Below are 24,321 nucleotides of genomic sequence, written 5' to 3'. Positions count from 1 at the left end.
CCCGCGGTTAGCGGACGTAACCGTGGTCGCGGGCCCAGTTGTACAGGCCGAACAGGCCTGCGCCGATGGCAATCGTTCCGAACAGGGCCGCGAGGAACGTACCGAATGGGCTGGAACCGGTGATGCTGCTGGAGCCCTCCAAGGAGCCGAACAGGCCATCGCCGGAGCCGGTGCTGCCGGTGTTGTCATTCTGCTTGTCCTGCTCCTTGATGGTCACCTTCAGCGTCGTGGTAGTGGTCGATCCATCCGGGTAGGTGATGACAACCGGGACGTCGTAGTCGCCCAGCTCAACTTCCTTGCTCGGCTTCAGGGTGACGGTGCCGTCCTCGTTGACGGTGGCCCACTCCGGGGCGCCCTCACCAAGAGCGAACTCTGCGTCATCAGCCACGTCAGCCGGCGGGGCGACGGTGGTTTCGCCACCCTGCTTCACGTCGGCACCGGGGTAGGTCGGATCGTACTTCTCGTTGGTCGGCTTCACGGTGACGGTGATGTTCACGGTCGTGTCGTCGCCGGAACCATCCTTGTAGGAGACCTTCACCGGAACGGTGTACTCCTTGGCCTCAACATCGGTGCCCGGCTTGGCGGTTACGGTGCCGTCCGGGTTGACGGTGATCCAGGACGGTACGCCCTCGCCAGCCTCGAAGGTCGCACCCTCAGCCACATCAGTCGGAGCCGGAGCGGTCACTTCGTCGCCCTGCTTCACCGTCACGTCAGAGTAGGTCGGATCGTGGATCTCGTTAGCGGGCTTCACGGTCACGGTGATATTCACGGTCGTGTCGTCAGCCGAGGTATCCGGGTAAGTGACCTTCACCGGAACGGTGTACTTACCGTCGACCACTTCCAGGCCCGGCTTCACGGTTACGGAGCCGTCTTCGTTAACGGTCGCCCACTCCGGGGCACCCTCGCCAGCAGCAAACTTCGCACCCTCGGCCACATCAGTAGGAGCCGGAGCAGTCTCCTCGTCGCCCTGCTTCACAGTCACATCCGAGTAGGTCGGATCGTGCAGCTCGTTGGTCGGCTTGACGGTCACGGTGACGTTCACGGTGGTGTCGTCACCCGTCTTATCCGGGTAGGTGACCTTCACCGGAACCGTGTACTCCTTGGCCTCAACCTCCAGACCCGGCTTAGCGGTGACGGTGCCGTCCGGGTTGACGGTGATCCAAGACGGTACACCCTCGCCAGCCTCGAAGGTCGCACCCTCAGCCACATCGGCCGGAGCCGGAGCAGTCACTTCGTCGCCCTGCTTCACGGTCACGTCCGAGTAGGTCGGGTCATGGATCTCGTTGTCAGGCTTCTTGGTGACGGTCACCACGGCGGTGGTGCGGTCGGAGGAGTTGTCCTTGTAAACAACAGTGACGGGAAGATTGTACTCGCCCGTTTCGACGTGCAGGTCCGGGTTGACTTCGATGCTGCCATCCTTATTCAGCGTGGCCCACTTCGGAGCACCTGCACCCAGGGAGTATTCCGCATCAGCAGTGCTGTCCGTCGGCGCGGCAACGGTGCCGGTTTCGGTCTGCACAACCTCGATCGGCGCGTAGGCCGGGTCGTGCACCTCGGCAATATCGCGCTCCGTGACGGTGACCTTCAAGGTCGCGGTGTCCTCGGTGCCATCGGGGTAAGTGATAGTGACCGGAACGTCGTAATCCTGTGGCGCAACGTCACCGCCCGGGTTTAGTTGCACGACACCCTTGTCGCCGATGGTTGCCCAGCTAGGCGCACCGTCTGCAAGGGCAAACTTCGTGTCAGCCGGCAGCCCCTCAATGGCCGACGTCTTCGCGGTGCGGTTGGCCTTCACCGTGATGCTGCCGAGCTCCGGGGAGTAGATCTCGTTGTCCGGCTTCTTGGTCACGTTCACCTTCACCGACGTGTTGTCGGTGGAGCCATCCGGGTAGGTCACGGTGACCGGGACGGTGTACTCCTTGACCTCGGTCTCCAGGGTGGGCTTCGCCTCAATGGTGCCGTTTTCGTTGACGGTGATCCACTCCGGCACGCCTTCACCAGCAGCGAACTTGGTACCGTCTGGCATGTCCGCCGGTGCAGCCACGGTAGCGGTGCTCTCCTGCACGACGGAAGTATCGGTGTACTTCGGATCGTGCAGCTCGTTGGCGGGCTTCACCTTTACGTGGACGTTAACCTCGGTCTTATCGGCGGAGTTGTCCGGGTAGCTCACAACAACCGGGACGGTGTAATCACCTTCGGGGACATCCAGCCCCGGGTTCACGGTGACGGTGCCGTCCTCTGCGACGGATGCCCAGTCCGGCGCGTTGTCACCGAGGGCGAACTTCGCTCCCTGAGCAACGTCCTTCGGAGCCGCTACGGTCTCGGTATCCAACTGCTTGACGGTCACGTCGTCGTACTGCGGATTGTGGATCTCGTTGTCTGGCTTCTTGGTGACTTCCACCTTCAGCTCAGTCTTGTCGGAGGTCCCATCCGGGTAGGTCACGGTGACCGGGACGGTGTACTCCTTGACCTCGGTCTCCAGGGTGGGCTTCGCCTCAATGGTGCCGTTTTCGTTGACGGTGATCCACTCCGGCACGCCTTCACCAGGGGCGAACTTAGTGCCATCGGCGACGTCCTTCGGAGCCGCTGCGGTTTCCTCATCCCCCTGCTTTACCTTAATGTCGGTGTACTTCGGGTCGTGCACCTCGTTAGCAGGCTTGGGCTTAACGTGGACCGTCAGCGTTGCGTTGCCGACGGACTTGTCGGAATAGGTCACCTTGACCGGAACGGGGTGCTCGCCCGGCTTCACGTCCATGCCGGGCTTGACGGTAACCGTGCCGTCGGCGTTGACGGTCGCCCAGGTCGGGGCGCCTTCTCCGGCAGCGAAGGTGGAGCCTTCTCCAGCGTCGGATGGTTTAGCGGAGGTTTCCTCCTTGTCCTGCACCACCGTCACATCCGTGTACTTCGGGGTGTGCAGTTCGTTCTTCGGCTTAACGGTGACCTTCACCTTCACAACGGTGTTGTCAGCGGAGGTATCGGGGTAGGTGACAACGACCGGGACGGTGTAGTCGCCGGGCTTCACATCCAGTCCCGGCTTTACGGTTACGGTGCCGTCCTGACCGACGGTCGCCCACTCTGGAGCCTCTGCACCCTTCGCATAGGTGGTACCTTCCGGTGCCTGCGCGGTGTTCTTCGAGGCAGCGGTATCCTGCTGCTTCACTTCAATGGCGGAGTATTTAGGCTCATTGAACTCAGCATCTTTACCTACCTGGGTCGCACCCAGCGGCGTAAAACGATCAGTCAAACAAGTCACTCGCAAGCCTGGAGTTTTTCCAAAAACAGTGCCTGCAATCCCCTCCCCATGGAACATGTTGTTGTTCCTGACACCACCATGACTATCCGGTGTCTTATAAGCCTCTGGGGTCTGGATCTCAACCAACCCAGCCTTCTTCGCTTTGAACTTCAGCTTTAGAGGCGCGAAAGCAATCGTTACCGTGTCTCCCGACTTACTCGGCTGCATCATCTTTTCAACGGTTAGAACACCATTCTTTAGCGTGGCGGGCGGGTTGGATTCGACCAGATCAACATCGCCCTTCACTGCGAAACGCACTTTATTGGCCGCGCTACCTTCTTCGAAACTGGGGCTACCGCCCAACTGTCGCAACAGTGAATGCGAGGCGGAAAGCGAATCCATGCTTACGCTAGCTTCAAAAACCTCACCGACTTCTACTTGCCCAGGGTCAAGTCCGGTGTAGTGGTGTAGCCGTTTGTGCTTTCGGCTCGATATGAAGTTCGGGGCTTGGTTAGGCGGTTAGCTGGTGGTGGTCGTCACGATGTTCTCCTGGGTGGTGCATGAGGTGCTTGGTGTGTTCGAGTGCGGTCAGTGACATGTAGCGTTTTTGTTGGATCCAATCGTCGTGTTGCTCGGCTAGGACCGCACCGACAAGCCGGATGATGGATTCACGGTTTGGGAAAATGCCGACGACGTCGGTGCGCCGGCGGATCTCTCGGTTTAACCGTTCTGTGGGGTTGTTTGACCACACCTTCGTCCAGACTGGTTTCGGCACTGCGGTAAACGCCAGTACTTCATCGAGTGATTCCTCCAAATACGCCGCGACGTGAGGGAATTTCGGCTCCAGTAGGTCGACAACTTCGCGGGCTTGAGCCCAAGTGGATGTGGCGTCAGGTTGCTGGAAGATTGTCTGGAACATCGCAGAGACCATCGGCCATTGTGTTTTCGGGACCTTTTCGTAGAGGTTCTTCGCGAAATGGGTGCGGCACCGCTGCCACGACGCATTGGGCAGCACTTCGGAAATGGCGTGCTGGATGCCTTCGTGGGCATCACTGGTGATAAGGAATACCCCAGTAAGTCCGCGGGCTTTTAAGTCCTGGAAGAAGCCTTTCCACGACGCGTTGGATTCCGCGGTGGCGACGTGCATGCCGAGCATTTCGCGATACCCGTCGGCGTTGACTCCGGTGGCAAGCAGCACTGAGCATTTGACCACCCGGCCGCCTTCACGGACTTTGATCGTGAGCGCATCGCACGATAAAAAGGCGTACCCGCCGGGGTCTAGTGGGCGGTTTTTGAAGTCTGCGACCATGTCGTCGAGTTCTTCTGACATGCGTGAGACTTGCGATTTCGACATGCTGGAAATCCCAAGTGTAGCCACCAGATCATTCATCCTGCGGGTGGAAACCCCCTTAAGGTAGCACGTGGCGATCACAGTCGATAAGGCTCGTTCTGCTCGTGAGCGGCGCTCTAACAGCCAGTCTGGGAAGAACGCGCCGTGGCGCAGTTTCGGCACCGCCACGTCGATCGTGCCGACACGGGTGTCAAGGTCGCGGTGGCGATACCCGTTGCGGTGGTTGACCCGCTCGGTGGATACAACCCCGTATTCGGCGCCGCAGACGGTGTCAGCCTGGGCGGAGAGGATCTGGTTGATAAACCCTTGCAGCATCTGGCGCATCAAATCCGGAGACGCTTGGGCCAGCAAATCATCCAGATAGGTTGTCGGGTCGATAGAATACGGTGCAGCGGTCATCGTCATAGGCCTTTCGGTGAGATGTGGTAGTTGAGTTGAAAGGCTAACTGGCGGTGGCCGCCCACTACTTTCCGGGATCCACCATCAGCAAGCGTTACACCACACTAAGGGACGCAACCTTGCCCAGGCATCGTCACGTGAAAATTTCCCGTGAAATCCCGATTCTCCATGAAACCACGTCCAACAAACGGGATCTTATTCTTGGGGCCACCCGCAGCGAACAGGGTACATTTCAGCGGCAGGTTCGTATCCTGCGTCTTGTTGGCCGTGGCAGCCTGAGCGGCTACTGGGGAGAACGGGGACTGTGGGACAGCCGTGGCGGTCAGCACCAGGCTAGATGCAGCCGCAACAGCAGTCATGGCGCGGCGGGAACGAAGAAACATCATAAGAGGGACCTCAAAGTAGAGCGAGACGACGTTAAGTCGTTGTGGGGAACAATTCCCCAACTTCTTTAAGAATCTACTATCGCTACTCTTAAGGTTCCACTCGTAGCCCCTGCTTATTCCTCCAGGTCGTCCCACACCTCTGGCGGCTGCCACGGCCGATCCACCGTCGGCCGCAGAAACGCCATAGCCGACTCACGCGAATAGCCACAGACCTGAAGGGCGTCAACAATAATAGAGCGGCACTGCGCCAACACCACCGTGCCCGACAAACCTGTACCCTCCGCGATGGCCAGGTCCGCCTCCGCTGCGAGTTTCTGCAGGGCGCGGACGATCTCCGGGATCTCCACCGCCTCGTCGCGGGTGCCGCGCGTACCGCCCTCGGCGAACAACGCACCCAGCTGGCCCAGCTCGTTAGAGATGCCGCGCATCAGCTCGATCATCTCCTCCGGCGGCTCGACCTCGTCCAGCATCATGATCTCCGCCCGGCGCGCCAACACGCGCGTATTACGCATCACGTTATCCACGGGCACCAGGATGCGGTTCATCGACTTCGCATGCCGCCGGGCCGTCCAATAAATCGGCGAAACAGCCACAACCTCCGACCCGCCGCCCACGTTCGTCAGCAGCGCATTCACGTATGTCTGAGTGCCGCGGGCGATCTCCAGAGCCTTGGTGATCTTCGCCGTGTCGCGCTCCTCCATCCCCTGCGCCACATCGTCCAGCACCAGCGAAGCCTTCGAGATCAGCGTGGAGACCTCCCGCCTAGCCGGACGCAGCGGCGAGTTAGGCACCAGCGCCAGCACCAAAATGCCGATCACACCACCGATCAGCGCATCGATCATGCGGTCCCACGAACCGGAAGACCCCGGCGGCAGGATCGTCGCCACCAGCACCGCGGAACTTGCAGCCTGGAAAGCCACGGAGACCGATTTATCCACGAACGTCGCCACCATGATGGCGAACAGCACCACCACGGAGACCTGCCAGTATCCGCTACCAATGTTGCTGATCACCAGGTCTCCGATGCCCACGCCCACGGAGGCGCCGAGCACCAGCTCGAAGCCACGCCGCAAGCGCTTGCCGGCGCTCACACCCAGGCTCAGCACCGCCGCGATGGGCGCGAAGAAAGCCTGCTGGTGGTCGAAAATCTGCTCCGCGATGAGCAGCGCCAGGCCCGCGCCGATAGCGCACTGGATGGCGAAGACTATCCCCTCGCGCACGCGGATTGCACCCTGCACCGGCGCGATACGGCGCAGGTTCCGGGCTGCGGCGCGCACTCCGGGGCGCAGGCGGTTGGCCGGCTCGCCCCACATCTCTTTCGCGGTCCGGGGCCGCGGTTGTGGTTCTGCCATGCCCGCCAGTTTAGGTGGTTACGTCCGCCCACACGGCCAGATGGTCAGTACCCAGAATCCGCTTCGTGCCGCCACCCAGGCACTCGCCGGTGGTCATGATGTGGTCTAGCCGAATCACCGGGAACACCGCCGGCCACGTTGGAGTGTGCGCCAGGTGCCCCGTGCAGTCGCTGAGCTCGAAGTCGCGATAGCGCGGATGGCTGCGCGTTGCGTTGAAGTCGCCGGCCAGCACCAGGTGGCGCCGGGAGTTCGCCCACTCGCTAAGGTTCGCTAGGTCGCGCTCCCACGCCGGGCGGTCGTCCTTCGCCGGCGCTACCGCATGCACGCCCACGAACTCGCTGTTGCCGTGCAGCGGTGCGTTCACGCGCGGAGTCTGGAAGCGAGTAAGCCCACGGACCATGTTGCCGTGCGCCCCTGTTTCTTCTTTATATGACGCCGACACGAGCGCCACAACATTATCCGCCCGATCGTTGCCAGGTCGCGGCTGGGTCATAGGGAGATAGCCGGTCTTGTCCGCCACGCTCGCGACTTCCTCCGTATTAGTCTCCAGGAGGAAGACCACATCGGGTTTGAGCTCGTCGATCGCGCGGGCAATCCGCTTATCGTCGGCCTTGCCCCAGTAGGTGTTCAGGGAGAATACGCGGGTCGGGTTGGTGGCGTCCGAAAAATTGGGCGCCGGTACGCGCGGGACGATCAAGACCGCCAGCAGAGCCAGTACCGCGCATAGCGCCGCGCGGCGTACCGAACGGAGGATGCCGATACCCGCCGCGGCGAGCACACCGGCGACCCACGCACTGGCCTGCATTTCGGCCACGAAAGGCCAGCCGGCTGTGGGTTCTGCGGGCCAGAGGATGCTGGACATCCAAAGTATCGCCACGACTAGCGTGACGATGCAGAGGTTCCGGTTCACTCCGCGGCTCGGGGCTGGCAGAGAGAAAGAACGGCGTTGGTTCATTTCCGTTCAGGCACAGGTTAGCCCTCGGCGGGCGGGGTGGCGCCGGGTTCGGTGATGGGCTTGGACTCGGCCTTCTTGCCGGAGCCGTCCAGCCCCAGGGCTGGGGCTGCCGCCGGGTCGCAGTCGTGTAGCAGGTTCAGGCAGCGCACGACCTCATCGTCCTCGCCGAGAGCGCGGGCGGTCTGCACCAGCGCGCCGATAGCGCGGAGCACACCCTGGTTCGGCTCGTGGTTCCACGGGACCGGGCCGGTGCCGCGCCAACCGTTTCCACGCAGGGCGTCCAGGCCACGGTGGTAGCCGGTGCGGGCGCAGGCGTAGGCCTGCACGGGCTGACCTTCGGCCAGCAGCACCTCGGCCAAGGCAGCCCATGCGCCGGAATCCTTCAGGTTCTCCGAGACCGCGGCCTCCAGCGACTCACGCGACTGTGCAGTACTTGCACCACCGCCAGCACCTGCAGCACCTTCCACCGGAATGGAGCTTGCCAGCTCCTGCGGCAGGCGCACCTCCGGGTGCTCCGCGCCGAAGAGATCTCGACTGTGACGAATCTGTTCTGCCATCGTGCTAGCGAAACCTACTTAGCGACGGAAGTGCCAGCGGAGTGCAGGTCGTTGCAGGCCTCCACCACGCGGACGGACATGGCCTCCTCAGCCTTCTTCAGGTAGGAGCGCGGGTCGTAAACCTTCTTGTTGCCGACCTCGCCGTCGATCTTCAGCACGCCGTCGAAGTTGGTGAACATGTGGCGGGCAACCGGGTTGGTGAAGGCGTACTGGGTGTCCGTATCCACGTTCATCTTGATCACGCCGTAACGCAGGGCCTCCTCGATCTTCTCCTTCTCGGAGCCGGAGCCGCCGTGGAAGACGAAGTCGAACGGGTTGGAGCCCTCAGAAAGTCCCAGCTTCTTCTCTGCAACCTTCTGGCCCATGTCCAGAACCTCCGGGCGCAGCTTCACGTTGCCCGGCTTGTACACGCCGTGGACGTTGCCGAAGGTAGCGGCCAGCAGGTAGCGGCCGTGCTCGCCGGTGCCCAGAGCATCAACGGTCTTAGCGAAGTCCTCTTCGGTGGTGTACAGGTTAGCGCCGGCCTTGGCCTCCACGCCGTCTTCCTCGCCACCGACAACGCCGATCTCCACTTCGAGGATGATGTTGGCCTTCTGCGCGTCAGCCAGCAGATCCTTAGCGATCTCCAGGTTCTCGTCGATCGGGATAGCGGAGCCGTCCCACATGTGGGACTGGAACAGCGGGTTCTCGCCGGCCTCCACGCGCTTGCGGGAGATCTCCATCAGCGGGCGGACGTACTCGTCCAGAACTTCCTTCTGGCAGTGGTCGGTGTGCAGAGCAACGTTCACGCCGTAGTGCTTAGCAGCCTGGTGAGCAAACGCAGCCAGGGCCTCCGCACCTGCAACCATGTTCTTCACGGCCAGGCCGGAACCGAACTGGGCACCACCGGTGGAGAACTGGATGATGCCGTCGGACTCCGCATCCGCAAAGCCCTTCAGAGCAGCATTGATGGTCTCGGAAGAGGTGCAGTTGATGGCGGGGTATGCGAAGCCGTTCTCCTTCGCATTATCCAGCATGTCGCGGTAGACGTCGGGGGTTGCAATAGGCATTTCGATGCTCCTTCAATTCCTTGGAATAGGGCAGGTAAGTCTCCGCCCACAATTATGCCCACAAATTCAACGCCGTGCAGTCACTCCGGCGAGCACTCCCCCTTATGCCCACGTGCCCTCTCTGCACGCTATCCCCCGCCGCTCGTCTACCCGTCTCTCGCTACTCACCCACCACTCGAGCGTCACTCCGCCGCGATGGTGCGCGCCGCCGCCTCCATCAGCATCCACCCGGAAAGCTGGACGGATAGATCCCGCTCCGCAATATCGGAGCTCGCTACCGCCCCCGCAATCGTCGCGCCCACCAGACCACCGGCCTGCGGCATCGTCGCATCCTTCGACCAATCGGCAGAGAACACCGGCAGCCCATCAACCTCCAGGCGGAAGCGCCACACCTGCTCGGCTGTCGCCAACACAATCCGCCGAGCTATGGCCACCGCCTCCGTGCCGTGCCGACCTGGCGTCGGCACGCACTCAACAACAAGAGAAAGATAGCGCGCAAGAATGCCATTAAACAGTCCGCCATCACCGCCCGCAGTGCGCGCATTGATCGCACCGTCGCGGTCGGTAAGGTGCACCTCGATCGCGCGGAGCAGGCCATGGATGCGGGTTATTTCTTTGACGCCCACATCTGAAACCGTGCGGTCCTCCACCCCAGCCGCACGCCTGCGCGCGAGGGCGAGCTCCACACAAGCGCCGAGCATCACACCCTGACAATAAGGATGCACCGCCGTGACGGGCTCCGGGCCGGCCATCCGCATGTGAATACCGTCCATAACCAGGCCGTCTTCGTTGATGAGGTTGTCGAAGGTCCAGTCGATCAGGCGCTCCGCCGTCTCGATATCGCCATTGCGGGCGGCCAGGATGGCGGCGGGGCCGTTGGTGGGGACGTTGTAGAAAGTCTCCTGCGTGCGCCACGGCAGCACACCCGTGAGGCTATCCACGCCCTCGAAAATGTTCTCCACCAGGGGTTCCAGCTCGCGGGGCGTGCCGAGTTTTGCCTGGATCTTCGGAGTGTTCGCCACCCGCTGCAGGGCCAGAGCCAGCCACGCTTTGTCGTCGTAGTAGTGGTTGGCGGTCAAGGGGCGGAGATTGCGGATGCGCATGGCGCGGAGGTGCCGGCGGATGGCGAAAATCCGGGAGTGGGTGGGGCGGCGGATGGCGGCATCGATGAGGTTGTCGATGTAATGAGCTTGCCACCAGTAGTGCCAGCGGACGAACATGCGGTCGCGAGTGGTCGGCGGCCAGGCGATAACTCCCAGCGTGGTGCGCGGGATACCCCAGAGGCGGCTGGCGTGGCGCTCGTGAACCGCCTGGTAGGAGAGGTCCGCGCGGTGATCCCAGCGTTCGATGAGCTCCTGGTTGGGGTTGGGGGATTCTGCTGGCGAGGCTTCGGCTGCCTCAGCCTGCTCGGCTGCCCCTGCTGCCTGCCCAGCCGCCCCCTCCGCAGATTCCTGCGGCGCCGCAGAAATGTCTTCTACCTGCGACGACTTGCTACCCCGCTTCCTATTGCCGGGAAGATTAAACACTCTGCACACCTCACTCGGTTGTAGCGCTCTGCAGAACAGTCTAGTCCTCCCCCGGAACTGCGCTGCCCAGCAGTCAAATGTCGCTAGATCGGGAATGCGTTAAAGACCATAATTCCCAACTACACAAACGTGCAGTTCAGAGCGTTTTCATTTTTCGAAGACCGCTACGCGCGCCCACGTATTCCCGTTCTAACGACATTCTGCTCACCAGAGCCCCAATTCCTACCCCCAACGCCCTGCGCATTCCCATGCATTCCCGTTCTAACGACATTTGCGGAGTCACGGAGGGCGCAACTACCAAGCCTGGGGCAAGCGCAGCTACCAGGCCCACGACATCCCCACATTCCAGACCTGGAGACACCTCCTTTACCAGACGTGGAGACACCTCATTTACCAGGCCTGAGACAGGTCCGCGTGCTGGCGGATCCACGCATGCATCGCAATCCCCGCCGCCACACCGGCGTTAATGGACCGCGTCGACCCGAACTGAGCAATAGAGACCGTCATCCGCGCAGCATCCTGCGCCTCCTGGGTCACGCCCGGCCCCTCCTGGCCAAACAGCAGCAGGCAGCGCTCCGGCAGTTCCGCGGTTTCCAGCGGCACGCACCCCGGGGTGTTATCCACCGCCACCACTACGAGCCCTTCCCGGGCAGCGAATTCCAGCACCTCTCCCACCGTCGCATGGTGCTGTAAGTGCTGGTAGCGGTCAGTAACCATCGCCCCGCGCCGGTTCCAACGCCGCCGCCCAACAATGTGCACGGTATCCACCGCGAAGGCATTCGCAGTGCGCACGACGGTGCCAATGTTCGAGTCGTTTTCGAAGTTCTCAATGGCAATGTGCAGCGCATGCCGACGGGTATCAATATCCGCAATGATCGCGGACTGCTTCCAATATCGGTAAGCATCCACCACGTTGCGCCTATCCCCGGCATCCAGCAGCTCAGGGTCGAAGCGCGCATCCGTCGGGCGGGGCTGGTCGGGGTGTTCTTCTTCCCAGCTACGCACCCCACGGGGATGCTCCAGCCACTCCGTCGGTCCGGGTTTATCGTGTGGTTCGGGGGAGGTGGGCGTCATCAAAAATACCTAGGAAAGACCCAGGTCGGACAGGCCCAACAGCGAGCGGTACTCGACTCCCTCGGCCTCAATAACATCCTTAGCGCCGGTCGCGCGATCCACGACGGTGGCCACGCCAACGACAGTCGCGCCAGCCTCGCGGGCAGCGGCGACGGCGGTCAGCGGGGAGTTACCCGTGGTGGTCGTGTCCTCGACGATGAGCACCCGCTTGCCCTCAATATCCGGGCCTTCGATGCGGCGCTGCATGCCGTGCTTCTTGGCTTCCTTGCGCACTACAAAGGCGTCGATAGGGTTGCCGTCTGCATGCATAATCGCCGTCGCCACCGGGTCCGCACCCAGGGTCAGCCCGCCGACGTGTGCATAGCCCCAATCGGCGGTCAGCTCGCGCAGCAGCTCGCCGATCAGCGGCGATGCCTCGTGATGCAGGGTCGCACGGCGCAGGTCGACGTAGTAGTCAGCCTCCTTGCCGGAGGAAAGGGTCACGCGCCCGTGCACCACCGCCAGCTCCTTTACGAGCTCAGCGAGGCGCTGCTTCTTGGATTCATCGATCATTGCGGTTGCTCCTTTTTGCTATTGCTGGTCGTCTTCGACGACCTCGCCGTCGACGGTTTCGTACTCAATCGGTTCGATGGGTTCGGGGCGGGCGTGGCGTGCCTCTGGCGCACGATGACGCCCACCGCTCCGCCGACGCTGCGTCACAGGAGACAGACGCACTGCAGTGGACTTAGTCTCCTCGAATTCCTCGAAAATAGTGGCCTCTTCCGCCTCGACGCGGATGACCTGCGCATATTGCGAGTTGTGCGAGCTCATGTGCTCGGGATCCTCGCCCAGGCGCGGGATGCCTCCGTCGCGGCGACGTCGCCGTCCCGCGTGGAGGTCATCATCCTCCGCGGGGTCGTCGTAGTCGCCCACGGCGAAGCTTTCGAAGCTATCCGGGTCTCCGCCTTCCCAGCGTGTGTGCGTGCGAGAGGGGAAGGTCACCGGCTCGGCGGGGCGGGTGATGTCGGGCCGCTCCGGGTTCGGCACTTCCGCGTGCGCGGCAGCTTCTTCAGTGCGGACAGTGTTGTCTTGCGCGGGGTTGAACTCTGCGGCGGCTGAGGCGGTGTCGTCGCTACCTTCGGCATTAGTATCGGCAGCACCATCGGGCACGGCCCGCAGGTGTGCTGCGCGGCGGGAGGAGGTCTCGGCGGCTTGTTCCTCGATCTCCTCCTGGTTCACCGGGTCGGCGGTGTTCACCTGCAGCGGACCGCCCGGCAGGGGACGCAACTGGTCGGCAGACAGCATCTCCAACGGCGCGCTGGTCTGCGCCGGGGGCAGCACCATCGCTGCATCCACCAGGGAGCGCAGCCGCGGCAGAATCTTCTGCCACACGTGGAAGTCGAGCTTGCGGGAGATCCGCACGACCGTCCAGTTCTGCCCCCACGCAACGTCGCGCGCGACCTGCGAAAGCGCAGCCAGGGAGTCCTCCACGCGGGCGTCCAGCATGCGGTCCAACGCGCGGACGTCGGTGGTGTACGCGGCGAACGGAGGCTGGTCCAGAAGGTCGGTGCGGCGCATGCCAGCGGGCTGGGCAGCATCAACGGAATACAGTACTTGAACTGGTGATTCTTCCACTCGGCGCATGGCCATCAGAGTGGATGATCCCACGTCTCCGATGTGCACCTGGTGCCCGTCGACGAAGCCGCTGACAACCTCGCGCAGCGTCGGCACCCCGCGCCGCTGATCCCCCAGGATGGTGATGGGCCAGTCGCGCGCGACTTCGCTGTCTTCCTTCGTGTACTCAAAGCCGTTGTCGGCCGCCCATTGGCGACGCCGCCTGCGGGGAAAACCGAAAGCCGCCATTGCTGACGCGGGCCCGGACGCAGGCGCAGCCGCAGGCGTGGGGGAAACGGGGCTCTCCCCCTCTGCAGGCTCATCGTCGGACCAATCCTCCGACGGTTCCTCTGCCCAATCGTCTGCGGGACTTTCGCCTAGTCCATCGTCTGCACTATCGGCCTGGTAATCGTCCGCGTCATCCTCGTAGTCGTAGTCTTCGCCGGACTCGTCATCATCCCCGGACCACGAGTCAAACTGCGGGCCATCCCATCCTGCGGACCATTCTTCGTCGTCCAGCTCGGACCACTCGCCGCCCTCGCCCTCGGGCCATTCGTTGCCCTCAGGCTCCCCCTCGGAGTCGTCCTCGAAGCTGCCATCAACGTAGCCCTCATCCGTGGACCAATCCGCGGCCTCGTAGGAGTTCCCCCTGGCATACCCGTCGGTTCCCTCACCGGTGCTATCTTTTGCGCGCAGGAGTAACCACACGGCAAGGCCCAACAGGGCCAAGCCGAGGATTAATGCGAACATGGAACCGACCATAGGGTCTTGTTTTACTCGTTAGCCGCCTGGTAAGCCTCAGCCTCCATCAGCTCGCCGGCCTCGGTCACCTTGACCTCGTACAGCCAGCCCTCACCGTATGGATCTTCGTTGATCAGACCAGCGTTGTCTTCCAGCGCCTCGTTGACAGCCACAACCTCGCCAGAAACCGGTGCGTAGATGTCGGAAACGGACTTGGTGGACTCAACCTCGCCGAAAGCCTCGCCGGCCTCAACCTCGGAGCCAACCTCCGGCAGCTCGACGAACACGATGTCACCCAGCGCCTCAGCGGCGATGTGGGTAATGCCCACGCGCACGGTCTCGCCCTCAACAACAGCGGAGGTGTTAACCCACTCGTGCTCTTCGGAGTACAGGAAGTCAGTTGGCAGTGCAGTCATTGTTTTAAGCCTCTCTTGTGAAACCTTGTGTGGTTACTTCTGTGGTTGTCTGCCCAAACCTTACACCAGCGGGCAGACAACCCTTTTCGTTACTTCTTGCGTTACTTCTCGCGGGAGTAGAACGGCAGCGCCACAACCTTGTATTCAAAGCGCTTGCCGCGGATGTCTACCTCCACGGTCGCACCCTCAGCGGCCGCGCCGGAGGACACTGCGGACTTCGCGACGTATGCCAATGCCACCGGGTGGCCCAGCGTCGGCGACAGTGCACCGGAGGTCACGGCACCGATGGCCTTCTCGCCGTCACCGGCAAACACCTCGTATCCCCCACGGGCAGCGCGGCGACCCTCGCCCGCCAGCCCGATAAGTACCTGCTGGGTACCCTTTTCCTTGGCGGAAACGATGGCGTCACGACCAACGAAAGAGTCCTTAGACTTCGTCGCCGCAAGAATGCCCAGCCCAGCATCGACCGGGGTGAGCTTCAGCGATAGCTCGTTGCCGTACAGCGGCATGCCAGCCTCCAGGCGCAGGGTGTCGCGGCAGGCCAGGCCACACGGCAGGCCACCCAGCTGCGCAGCCTGGTCCATAGCCTTGGTCCACACGGTCTCCGCACCATCGTTAGCCACGATCAGCTCGAAACCGTCCTCGCCGGTATAGCCTGTGCGGGCCACCAGCACGGGCTGACCTGCGGCAACACCGCTGAATGCCGCGTAGTAACCCAGCCCCTCGATAGCCTCGGCAACGGTCTCGCCCGCGCCGGATGCCTCGGGTGCATCCACGACGTTCTCCACGATCTCCAGCATCGCCTGCGCGGCCTTGGGCCCCTGTACGGCGATCATGGAGGTCGCATCGGACTCGTTGTTAACCTCCACGTCAAAGCCCTCGGTGCGGCCCTGCAGTGCGGAGACCACGTTGTCCACGTTGCCCGCGTTCGGCACGATCAGGAACTCGTTGTCGCCCAGGCGGTAGGTGATCAGGTCGTCGATGATGCCACCGGATTCGGTGCAGATCATCGAGTACTTCGCCTTGCCGACCTTCACTGCCGACAGCTTCGAAATCAGCGCGTGGTCCAGGAACTCCGCTGCCTGCGGGCCGGTCACGCGAACCTCACCCATGTGGGAGAGGTCGAATACGCCCACGGCATTGCGTACAGCGTGGTGCTCGTCCAGCTCACTGCTGTACTTCAGAGGCATGTCCCAGCCGCCGAAGTCGGTAAATCGCGCGCCCAACTTCTCGTGCACCAGGTGCAGCGCGGTCTTCTTAAGTTCGGTCATGTCTTGTTCTCCTTCTTCTCTTTGTGACGCCCTTAGCTCCAGCGGACCCTAGTCCTCGTTAATTGCGAAGTCTTCCAGGGGCGGGCAGGTGCACACGAGATTGCGGTCGCCATAGGCGTTGTCGATACGACGCACGGGGGTGAAGTACTTGGTGTGTCGCAGGCTAGCCACCGGGTATGCGGCCTTGGCACGGCTGAAGTGACCACCGGATACAGCTTCCTCGAAGTCGTCCCGCACAACAGAATAGGCGGTAAACGGCGCGTGGCGCAGAATGGACTGTTCGGCGGTGACCTTGCCGTCGATAACTTCCTGGATCTCCCCGTGGATGGTGATCATCGCTTCGATGAAGCGGTCCAGCTCTTCCTTGTCCTCCGACTCGGTGGGCTCCATCATCAGGGTGCCGGCGACCGGGAAGGCCAAGGTCGGGGCGTGGAAGCCGAAGTCCATCAGGCGCTTGGATACGTCCTCGGCGGTGATGCCGGAGGCCTTCGTCAGTTCGCGTAGGTCCAGGATGCACTCGTGGGCCACCAGGCCAGTGTCGCCCTTGTAGAGCGTCGGGAAGTAATCCTCCAGCTTGCGGGAAACGTAGTTGGCGTTCACCAGGGCCATGCGGGAGGCCTCGGTCAGGCCTTCGTCGCCCATCTGTGCGATGTAGGACCAGGTGATCGGCAGCACGCCAGCGGAGCCGTACTGTGCGCCGGAGACCGGCTGGCCGGTCTGCAGTGCAGCATCGCCATCGATAACGTCGGCGTTCGGGTCGGTGGGCAGGAACGGGATCAGGTGCTCGGCCACGCACACTGGGCCAACGCCCGGGCCGCCACCGCCGTGCGGGATGGTGAAGGTCTTGTGCAGGTTCAGGTGGGATACGTCGCCGCCGAACTCGCCCGGCTGGGCCAGGCCGACCAGGGCGTTCAGGTTAGCGCCGTCGACGTACACCTGGCCGCCGGCATCGTGGACCTTCTGGCAGACGTCGCGCACCTGCTCCTCGAACACACCGTGGGTGGAGGGGTAGGTCAGCATGATGGCGGCGGTCTGCTCGCCGTACTTCTCCAGCTTGGCCTCCAGGTCCGGCACGTCGATGGAGCCGTCTTCGGCGTTCTTCACAGCCACGACCTTCAGACCCGCCAGCGCTGCAGAGGCAGCGTTGGTGCCGTGCGCGGAGGCCGGGATCAGAACGATGTCACGCTGATCGTCGCCGCGGGACTGGTGGTAGCGGTGGATCGCCAGCAGTCCGGCGAACTCGCCCTGGGAGCCCGCGTTCGGCTGGACGGAAACCTTGGCGTAGCCGGTGATCTTCGCCAGGCGCTCCTCCAGGTCCTCGATGAGCTCCAGCCAGCCCTGCGCCTGCTCGGCCGGGACGTGCGGGTGGATACCGGCGAAGCCCGGCCAGGTGATCGGCTCCATGGAGACGGCCGCGTTCAGCTTCATGGTGCAGGAGCCCAGCGGGATCATCGTGCGGTCCAGCGCCAGGTCGCGGTCGGCCAGCTTGCGCATGTAGCGCATCATCTGGGTCTCGGAGGTGATGGCGGTGAAGATCGGGTGGGTCAGAATCTCCTCATCTTCGGCGCGCAGCACGCCGGCCTCGCCCAGCGGGCCGGCGGTGACGTCGAAGCTCGCGGAGTTGACCTCGCCGGTGCGGGAGCCCAGCACCTCGATCAGCTTGGCAATGTCCCCATCCGTGGTGGACTCGCCGACAGAGATGCCGACGAAGGAATCGTTAACCTGGCGCAGGTTGTAGCCTGCCTCGGCTGCGGCGCGCAGAGCCGTGGGGGCGTCCCCAAGAGAAGAACCAGACACGTCAACGGTGACGGTGTCGAAGAAGGTATCGTGCGCCAGCGTCAGGCCAGCCTCGGACAGGGCAACGGCCAGGGCGGTCGCGCGGGCGTGCACACCCTCGGCGATGGCGCGCAGACCAGCCGGGCCGTGCCAGACCGCGTAGAAACCGGCGACGACGGCCAGCAGAGCCTGAGCGGTACAGATGTTACTGGTGGCCTTGTCGCGGCGAATGTGCTGCTCACGGGTCTGCAGAGCCAAGCGGTAGGCCGGGGTGCCCTCGGCATCCACGGACACGCCCACGATGCGGCCCGGCAACTTACGCTGCAGCGCCTCGGTGCAGGAGATGAAGCCCGCGTGCGGGCCACCAAAGAACAGCGGCACACCGAAACGCTGAGCGGAGCCGACGGCGATGTCGGCGCCCTGGGAGCCCGGGGAGGTCACCAGAACCTGAGCCAGCAGGTCACAGGCAACCGTGACCAGCGCGCCGGCCTCCTTCGCGGCGGAGATCAGGCCGGACAGGTCGCGGACGCGGCCGGTGGAGCCGGGGTTGGAAAGCACCACGCCGACGAGGTTCTCGCGGCCCTCGAAAGCAGCGGCAGCGCTCTCACCGGCGCCGTCCTCGCCGTCCAGGTCCACGACCTCCACCGGGATGCCCGCTGCTTCAGCGCGAGCCAGAGTCACGGTGATGGACTGCTGGTGCAGGGAGGAATCCAGCAGCACCACGCCACCCTTCTTGGCGGCCTTCGCATTGCCGCGAGCCATCAGCTGCACAGCCTCGGCCACGGCGGTGGCCTCGTCCAGCAGCGAAGCACCAGCCACCGGCAGGCCGGTCAGGTCCTGCACCATCGTCTGGAAGTTCAGCAGGGCCTCAAGGCGACCCTGGGAGATCTCCGGCTGGTAGGGAGTGTAGGCGGTGTACCAGCCCGGATTCTCCACCACGTTGCGGCGGATCACGGCCGGGGTGATCGTGTCGAAGTAACCATTGCCGATCAGCTGCTGCTTCTGCACGTTCTTGTCAGCGTAAGCACGCAGGGCGGCCAGGGTGTCCGCTTCATCCAGCGCCTCCGGCAGGCCGATCGGACCAGCCTGGCAGATGGACTTCGGGAGGGCATCGTCGGCCAGCGCGACGGAAGATTCGTAGCCCAGGTAATCGAGGATCTCCTGGGTATCGGCCTGGTTCGGGCCGATGTGGCGCTGAACGAAGGGGGCTGAATTACGGCGAGTAGCTGCAGAAGACATAGCTTTATAGGGACTTTCCGGTCGGAAGTGCACGGTCGTTAAAAGGAGCCCTCCCCACTCTGTCGCTTGTGCCTGAGAGCTTCACCCGGTCAACCCGGCTTTTCTCCTTCGGCGCCCGCGTGCACACGACTGCGCGCAGGTCTTTCCAGAGTTGCCTCACTGTGACGGTACTTGGGGCCTGAGAGTGTCCCGGGGAGGAATTGCTCCGTCGGCGGCCGGCGCGTGACGAGCGCCGAGCCTCTCCCACCACAGCTAAAAGCGGCAAAAATGTATGCAGTTTTCTCCCACATCATAGCCGTAGTGCGACGGATCACTAAAGAATCCTGACAATGCGGAAAATCTCATTCCGCCCGCATCCCCCCATTCCAGCAGCCAAAATAATGAGCATGGCAAAACTTTCCAGCATCCTCCCCTTCCCTTCTCGCTCACTGCCCGCCGTCAACGGCAGAGTGGCCATAGTCACCGGCGCCTCCTCCGGCATCGGCCGGGCAACGGTCGCCGCCCTCGCGGAGCTCAAGGCCGACGCAACTACCGGCGACTCAAGCGGCACCGGCACGGGAACTTACGTCCCCGACCGCATCATCGGCACTAGCCGCAACCCCGACAGCATTACCGACCCCATCGACGGGGTGGATTACCTACCCCTCGACCTCGAAGACCCCGCCAGCATTGACGAGTTCGCCACCCGCGCCCTCACCCTCGGCCCACCGACCGTGCTGGTAAACAACGCAGGCGAAAGCCAATCTGGCCCCCTGGAAGAGCTCCCCGACGATGCCCTACATCGTCTATTTGAGATCAACGTTCTGGGACAAGTGGGCGTCACCAAGAAAATCCTTCCAACAATGCGGCAACAAGGGGCCGGGCGCATCGTGATGGTCGGCTCCATGCTGGGCAGCTTCCCGCTGGCCTACCGCAGCAGCTACGTCGCCTCGAAGGCCGCGATCAAGGGATTCGCCTTCGCCGCCCGGCGCGAAGTCCAGCCCTTCGGCGTAGGCATAACCGTGGTGGAACCCGGCTCCATCAACACCGGGCTTTCCACGCGGCGCACGAAGTACGTGGACTTGCAGGGACCCTACGGCGCGGAGTTCACCACCATGCTGACGAACCTGGACAACAACGAGGCCAACGGCATCTCCGCCGAGCGCGTGGCCGAGGAAATCCTGAAGCCCATCACCGCGGCCCGGCCCAAGCCTTTGTACGCAACCGGCTCGATGGCGCCGGTGGTCTTCCCGCTCTCGCGCGTGCTGCCGACCGCGACAATGCACTGGCTGATCAACCGGAAGCACGGGCTATAGGCACGCACCCAGCCAGTGCCGGCCCAGTGCCGGCCCAGTTCCCGCCCAGCGCCACTTAAGTCCGGAAGCTCTTGTCCCAGACGTCCTCCACGGGCTCGTCGTCGCGCAGGAAAAGCTCATCGTCGACATCGCGGCCCCGGCGGGTGGACCAGTCGTCCCACGGCGCGGCGAACAAAGCCAGTACCGCGGCGCCGACGATCCCCATGATCATCAGCATCCCCGCGACGACAATCAACCACAACGGCGAAGTCACATAGAAAACCATCGCCAGCAGCGCCGTCCCGACCAGCCCGATGCTGCTCATCAGCGTGTACAGGCGGTTCACGGGGTGCCGCCGGTGCCCATAACTATTGCGCTGAGTGGCCGCCAGTGGCCACACCTGCAGCACTGCCAACACCGCAAAATAAACCCCGGCGATGCTCTGCAACTGCTGCGGCGTGAAGATCTCCACCACCCGCGACAGCGCCAGAATCATGCCGACCACCGACAGGATGCTAAAAATCCTCCGTGTCATTGCCCAAGCACCCCCTTTACACCCAGAACAGGTTGTCGCCGTCCATCACAGGCTCACCGGAGAACACGTCTAGCTTTATTTCTGACGCCCCCATCTGCAACCCCAACACCATCACCACCGGATCGAACCCCATCCGGCCCAATTCCCGAGGAGCGCACGTGCACACGGGAGTTCCCTGACGCACCAGGTCTCCCTCCTGGACGTGCACGTCGAAGCCCTGGCCGTTGAGACGCCCGGTATCCACCCCCAACTGCATGAAGATCGACGGCTGGTCGGCCAGCGTCTCCGCGTGAGAACCGCCGGGCACCGACTGCGTCTGGATAACAAACATGTTCGGCGCCACGCGCTTCATCACTCCCCCGATGGGCGCGAGGATCTGCACAACCTCCACGCCCGCGTCGGGGATCACCGCCACACCGGCGCCAATGGTGCCGGTGGCGAGGATCGGGTCGGGGACGGAATCGAGGCTGACGGCTGTCCCCGCCAGCGGGGTCACAACGGGAAACTTCGCAGAGTGGTTCTGCGCAGCCACTTCGCGCTGCTGGCCAGGCCTACGGGGATCCAGGGAAAAGTTGGGATCCATACTCCTGCAGTTTAGTCGCGCTCGATGGGGCGCGAGGCGGAAGCGGACCATTGGGACCAACCTCCTACAAAGTTCTTCGCGCCTGGCAGGCCCGCGTATTCCATCGCGGCGATAAACAGGGAGGAGTGCAGGCCAGAGCCGGAGTACACGCACACGTCATCGCCACTGGTCACACCATTCTCGGCGAGGATCTTCCGGATTTCCTCCGGGGTCTTCACATGGCCGCTGGCGCTGCTGTCGCGCTCGCTGTGGTTGTTGAAGAGCTCCTTGACCGGGACGTTGATCGCCCCGGGGATGCGGCCCGCCTGGTGGTCGAAGCGTTCCTTTCTGCCGGAATAGCGGGAGGGCTCGCGGGCATCCACCAGGATGCGCTCCTCGCGCCACTGCTCTACTTCCTCGAGGTCGAGGGTCGGCATGCTGCCCGGGCGCACCGCCACGTTACCCCGGCCGCGCAGGGCTCCGATACCGCCGGCAACGTCGCCGCCCGCGGACTCCCAAGAGCTAGTGCCACCGTCCAGGATGCGGACGTTCTGCACACCTGCCCAACGGAAAATGAACCATGCGCGAGCCGCATAGAGGTTGGCGCCGGCGTCATAAATATAAACAGGACGACCATCCGTAATGCCCCAATCGTCAAAGCTTTTCTGCAGCCGCTCCGGCTCGGGCAGAGGGTTGCGGCCTTTGTGGCGGGACGGGATAGAGGCCAGGTGCATCAGGGGGTTACAGAACATGGCACCGGGGATGTGCTGCCCCACGTATGCCTCCCAGGCGCTGTTTTCGGTGCGCGCCCAGTGCGAGTCGATCACGGTCATGCGTTCGCCCCGCTGGAAAGCCTCCAGCATCTCCTCACCGGAGACGAAGGGGCTGGCGGGCTGCTGTTGGGCAGAAGAGTTGCTCATAGTTGCTTAGTGTAGAACCTCGCGCCCGCCGATGTTGCGCACGCTATCCCGCCGCGGCCGCCTTGCCGGAACGTTTCCCCTTGCCCGGCCGTTTCCCTGTTCTCTCCGGGAACCAGCCCCGCACTGCAGCGAAGATAATAATACCCACCGCGGCGACTGTCGCTATGCCTCCGATACCCCAGGTCAGGCCGGCTATCACGGCGATCGGGGCGAGGATGTTCATGCCAATTTCGATCGGCGCATAGCCCACGTAGGCAATGCCGTACTCGTTCATCGTGCCGGACTTCAGATCCGGGTCCACGATCTTCAGCAGCGCAATACCCGTAGCCACAGCGGCGGTGGCCCAGCCCCAGCCGAAGATGCCGCGCTCCAGCCACTGATCGCCGAAAAACATCGGCGCAATAACGAAGAAGAACAGGCAGCAGTAGGCAATACCCAGCACGAACAGGATCGCCAGCGGAACTAGGTAGCTCGCCACCGCGTCCGGCTTAATGGAGGCAATACCGAAGGCGATCATGAAGTCCGTCGACGCGCCGGAGATGGACTTCACCGTCTGCTGGTCCAAGTACTTCGGTCGCTTGATGACGTGCAGGAATACCTTGCCGCCGATGCCCACCACGAAGGCAAGGGCGAACAGCGGCACCGATACTTCCGGGAAGAAGTGGCCAATGATCTGCTGGCCGATGTAAGCAAACATTACGGTGACGGCGATGAAGCCGGCGTGCAAGGCCAGGGGCTCGATCGAGGAGGGGTTCGTGGTGGCGCGGCCGATGGAGGGCTGCTTGGCCTCGTCCTCGATCTGCCCGGAACGCAGCTCCCATGGCAGCTTCTCTGGCAGGGTGGACGTGCGCCCGGTGCGGATACCCCAGTTCGCGAAGATAATTCCACCGATGATCGCGGCCAACGTACCGACAGTCGCTGAGGTGAAGCCCAGAGACATGGCGGCGTCCGCACCCATATCCCCAAACGCGCCACCGACGGCCGCGGCAGTGCCGAACCCGCCGACGAAACCGACGGGCAGCATCATGCCGAACCACTCTGGAGTATCGAAAACCGGCGCGAAAACCAGCAGGCCAAGCAGCATGAAGATGCCCCACTGGCCGAGGAACATGGAGGTGGAAAAGCCCCACATGTTCTTCGCCTTCGAGGCATCGTTGGAGGCAAAGTTCATGCTGTAGGGCATGGAGGCAAACACCACAGCGATCAGCAGGGTGGAGTAATCGCCCAGCGCGCCGGAGAACGGCAGCAGACCCAACACTTCGGGGCCGAGGAGCAGCGCAAGCAGACCCGCAGTGATCGGCGCGGGGATCAGCAGGTTGCGAAACCATTCGAAGTGGCGCCTCATAAACGTGCCGATAATCAGCAGCACCGAAATCATGCCGACATCCATCAGCAGGTCAAAGACCGTAAAGTCCATGGAGGCTCCCTCTTCTATTCTCTATTCATTCTCTTTTTGCCGTGTGCGCTCCGTTGCTCTGGGTATTTTATCGCACTCTCTTATTGACGCCTGCGTTTCCCAGACAAAAATACTCAGCATCGGTTAAGTTCGAACTGTGCAGCGTGCTGCACGCTTGGGAACATTTCGCCGACGGGCGGCATTCCATTCCCCGGATGCCTGATAGTTCCACCCCGGATTCCTGATGAGGCACAACAGCATGGCGCTAGCCGTCAACAGTCATCGCAAACGAGAGAAAGAGACTGCCCTACATGAAGAACATCCGCACTTCCGCTGACTCCGCCCGCTTCTCCAAGCGTCTCGGCGCAGCTTTTCTGACCGGCGCGTTGGCTGTCACCGGCCTGAGCGCCTGCTCGCTGCTAGGAGGAGGAGAAGTAGCCCAAGAAGACGTGGAGAAGGGCATCTCCGATTCCCTGGAGAAGGAGATTGGCCGCAAGCCCGAGCGCATCGAATGCCCCAGTGGCCTGAAGGCCGAAGAGGGCGCGAAGATTGAGTGCAAGCTGCACGACTCTGGCGAGACGTACAGCGTTGACGTCACCGCAGACAAGGTCGATGGCAACGACGTTCACTACAACGTCGAGGTTGCTGACCAGGCGGAATAATTCGCCAAATACGACACACCCCGGCCTCCCGCCCTGACAACGAGTGCGGTGGGGG

At 62.9% G+C, this 24,321-nt stretch carries 20 protein-coding genes and 1 riboswitch; of the genes, 2 read left to right on the top strand and 18 right to left on the bottom strand.

From position 1 onward, the window contains the following. Positions 1-7: 7 nt before the first annotated feature. From CJEIK_RS01160 to gcvP, 14 genes are all read right to left on the bottom strand, one after another. Positions 8-3,727, bottom strand: a complete 3,720-nt coding sequence (locus tag CJEIK_RS01160; protein ID WP_415538963.1) for a Rib/alpha-like domain-containing protein — start codon at positions 3,725-3,727, stop codon at positions 8-10. A 16-nt stretch (positions 3,728-3,743) separates the two neighbouring features. Then, positions 3,744-4,982: an IS256-like element IS3506 family transposase gene (locus tag CJEIK_RS01155; protein WP_011113078.1), complete on the bottom strand. Its 1,239-nt coding sequence runs from the start codon at positions 4,980-4,982 to the stop codon at positions 3,744-3,746. A gap of 104 nt (positions 4,983-5,086) precedes the next feature. Continuing rightward, positions 5,087-5,368, bottom strand: coding sequence for a hypothetical protein (locus tag CJEIK_RS01150; protein ID WP_077536237.1), 282 nt, complete (start codon positions 5,366-5,368; stop codon positions 5,087-5,089). A 113-nt stretch (positions 5,369-5,481) separates the two neighbouring features. Continuing rightward, complete coding sequence (locus CJEIK_RS01145) at positions 5,482-6,720, bottom strand: FUSC family protein (protein WP_077536235.1); 1,239 nt, start codon at positions 6,718-6,720, stop codon at positions 5,482-5,484. Between the two features lie 10 nt (positions 6,721-6,730). Then, positions 6,731-7,675 carry an endonuclease/exonuclease/phosphatase family protein gene (locus tag CJEIK_RS01140; protein ID WP_050760850.1) on the bottom strand — a complete coding sequence of 315 codons (945 nt, stop codon included), beginning with the start codon at positions 7,673-7,675 and terminating at the stop codon, positions 6,731-6,733. A 17-nt stretch (positions 7,676-7,692) separates the two neighbouring features. After that, entirely contained in the window at positions 7,693-8,232 is a 540-nt protein-coding gene (locus CJEIK_RS01135) for a DUF3151 domain-containing protein (protein WP_005297031.1), read from the bottom strand. A 14-nt stretch (positions 8,233-8,246) separates the two neighbouring features. Continuing rightward, positions 8,247-9,281 carry a class II fructose-bisphosphate aldolase gene (fbaA, locus tag CJEIK_RS01130; RefSeq protein ID WP_005297034.1) on the bottom strand — a complete coding sequence of 345 codons (1,035 nt, stop codon included), beginning with the start codon at positions 9,279-9,281 and terminating at the stop codon, positions 8,247-8,249. A gap of 182 nt (positions 9,282-9,463) precedes the next feature. Beyond that, on the bottom strand, positions 9,464-10,807 hold the full coding sequence (locus tag CJEIK_RS01125) for a glycoside hydrolase family 76 protein (RefSeq protein WP_005297036.1): 1,344 nt from the start codon (positions 10,805-10,807) through the stop codon (positions 9,464-9,466). A gap of 390 nt (positions 10,808-11,197) precedes the next feature. Next, entirely contained in the window at positions 11,198-11,881 is a 684-nt protein-coding gene (locus CJEIK_RS01120; RefSeq protein ID WP_005297038.1) for a TrmH family RNA methyltransferase, read from the bottom strand. A 9-nt stretch (positions 11,882-11,890) separates the two neighbouring features. Next, complete coding sequence (pyrE, locus tag CJEIK_RS01115) at positions 11,891-12,433, bottom strand: orotate phosphoribosyltransferase (RefSeq protein WP_005297040.1); 543 nt, start codon at positions 12,431-12,433, stop codon at positions 11,891-11,893. An 18-nt stretch (positions 12,434-12,451) separates the two neighbouring features. Continuing rightward, positions 12,452-14,224, bottom strand: a complete 1,773-nt coding sequence (locus tag CJEIK_RS01110; protein ID WP_231913325.1) for a type III secretion system chaperone family protein — start codon at positions 14,222-14,224, stop codon at positions 12,452-12,454. Between the two features lie 23 nt (positions 14,225-14,247). Then, complete coding sequence (gcvH, locus tag CJEIK_RS01105) at positions 14,248-14,631, bottom strand: glycine cleavage system protein GcvH (protein ID WP_005297044.1); 384 nt, start codon at positions 14,629-14,631, stop codon at positions 14,248-14,250. Positions 14,632-14,732: 101 nt separating this feature from the next. Then, on the bottom strand, positions 14,733-15,902 hold the full coding sequence (gene gcvT / locus CJEIK_RS01100) for a glycine cleavage system aminomethyltransferase GcvT (RefSeq protein ID WP_005297046.1): 1,170 nt from the start codon (positions 15,900-15,902) through the stop codon (positions 14,733-14,735). Between the two features lie 48 nt (positions 15,903-15,950). Beyond that, positions 15,951-18,917 carry an aminomethyl-transferring glycine dehydrogenase gene (gcvP, locus tag CJEIK_RS01095; RefSeq protein WP_005297048.1) on the bottom strand — a complete coding sequence of 989 codons (2,967 nt, stop codon included), beginning with the start codon at positions 18,915-18,917 and terminating at the stop codon, positions 15,951-15,953. Between the two features lie 49 nt (positions 18,918-18,966). Next, a riboswitch (glycine riboswitch) is annotated at positions 18,967-19,076 on the bottom strand. Between the two features lie 227 nt (positions 19,077-19,303). On the opposite strand from gcvP, the gene CJEIK_RS01090 reads away from it, so the two are divergent. Next, positions 19,304-20,212 carry an SDR family oxidoreductase gene (locus tag CJEIK_RS01090; protein WP_034965436.1) on the top strand — a complete coding sequence of 303 codons (909 nt, stop codon included), beginning with the start codon at positions 19,304-19,306 and terminating at the stop codon, positions 20,210-20,212. Positions 20,213-20,267: 55 nt separating this feature from the next. Here the strand turns inward: CJEIK_RS01090 and CJEIK_RS01085 are convergent, their stop codons facing one another. Genes CJEIK_RS01085 through CJEIK_RS01070 form a run of 4 tightly spaced genes read right to left on the bottom strand, consistent with a single transcriptional unit; the run spans position 20,268 to position 23,625 of the window. Further along, complete coding sequence (locus CJEIK_RS01085; RefSeq protein WP_273658295.1) at positions 20,268-20,687, bottom strand: hypothetical protein; 420 nt, start codon at positions 20,685-20,687, stop codon at positions 20,268-20,270. A gap of 55 nt (positions 20,688-20,742) precedes the next feature. Continuing rightward, the gene (locus CJEIK_RS01080) at positions 20,743-21,309 is read right to left on the bottom strand and encodes a PTS sugar transporter subunit IIA (protein ID WP_005297055.1); all 567 of its coding nucleotides are present in this window, start codon (positions 21,307-21,309) and stop codon (positions 20,743-20,745) included. An 11-nt stretch (positions 21,310-21,320) separates the two neighbouring features. Further along, on the bottom strand, positions 21,321-22,208 hold the full coding sequence (locus CJEIK_RS01075; RefSeq protein WP_005297057.1) for a sulfurtransferase: 888 nt from the start codon (positions 22,206-22,208) through the stop codon (positions 21,321-21,323). Positions 22,209-22,251: 43 nt separating this feature from the next. Beyond that, the gene (locus CJEIK_RS01070) at positions 22,252-23,625 is read right to left on the bottom strand and encodes a sodium/glutamate symporter (RefSeq protein WP_005297060.1); all 1,374 of its coding nucleotides are present in this window, start codon (positions 23,623-23,625) and stop codon (positions 22,252-22,254) included. Positions 23,626-23,915: 290 nt separating this feature from the next. On the opposite strand from CJEIK_RS01070, the gene CJEIK_RS01065 reads away from it, so the two are divergent. Then, entirely contained in the window at positions 23,916-24,266 is a 351-nt protein-coding gene (locus CJEIK_RS01065; protein ID WP_005297064.1) for a DUF4333 domain-containing protein, read from the top strand. The last annotated feature ends 55 nt before the right edge of the window (positions 24,267-24,321 follow it).

Origin of the sequence: Corynebacterium jeikeium (genome assembly GCF_028609885.1) — a bacterium.
Lineage (GTDB): Bacteria > Actinomycetota > Actinomycetes > Mycobacteriales > Mycobacteriaceae > Corynebacterium > Corynebacterium jeikeium.
This window is presented reverse-complemented; position numbering and strand designations above follow the sequence as displayed.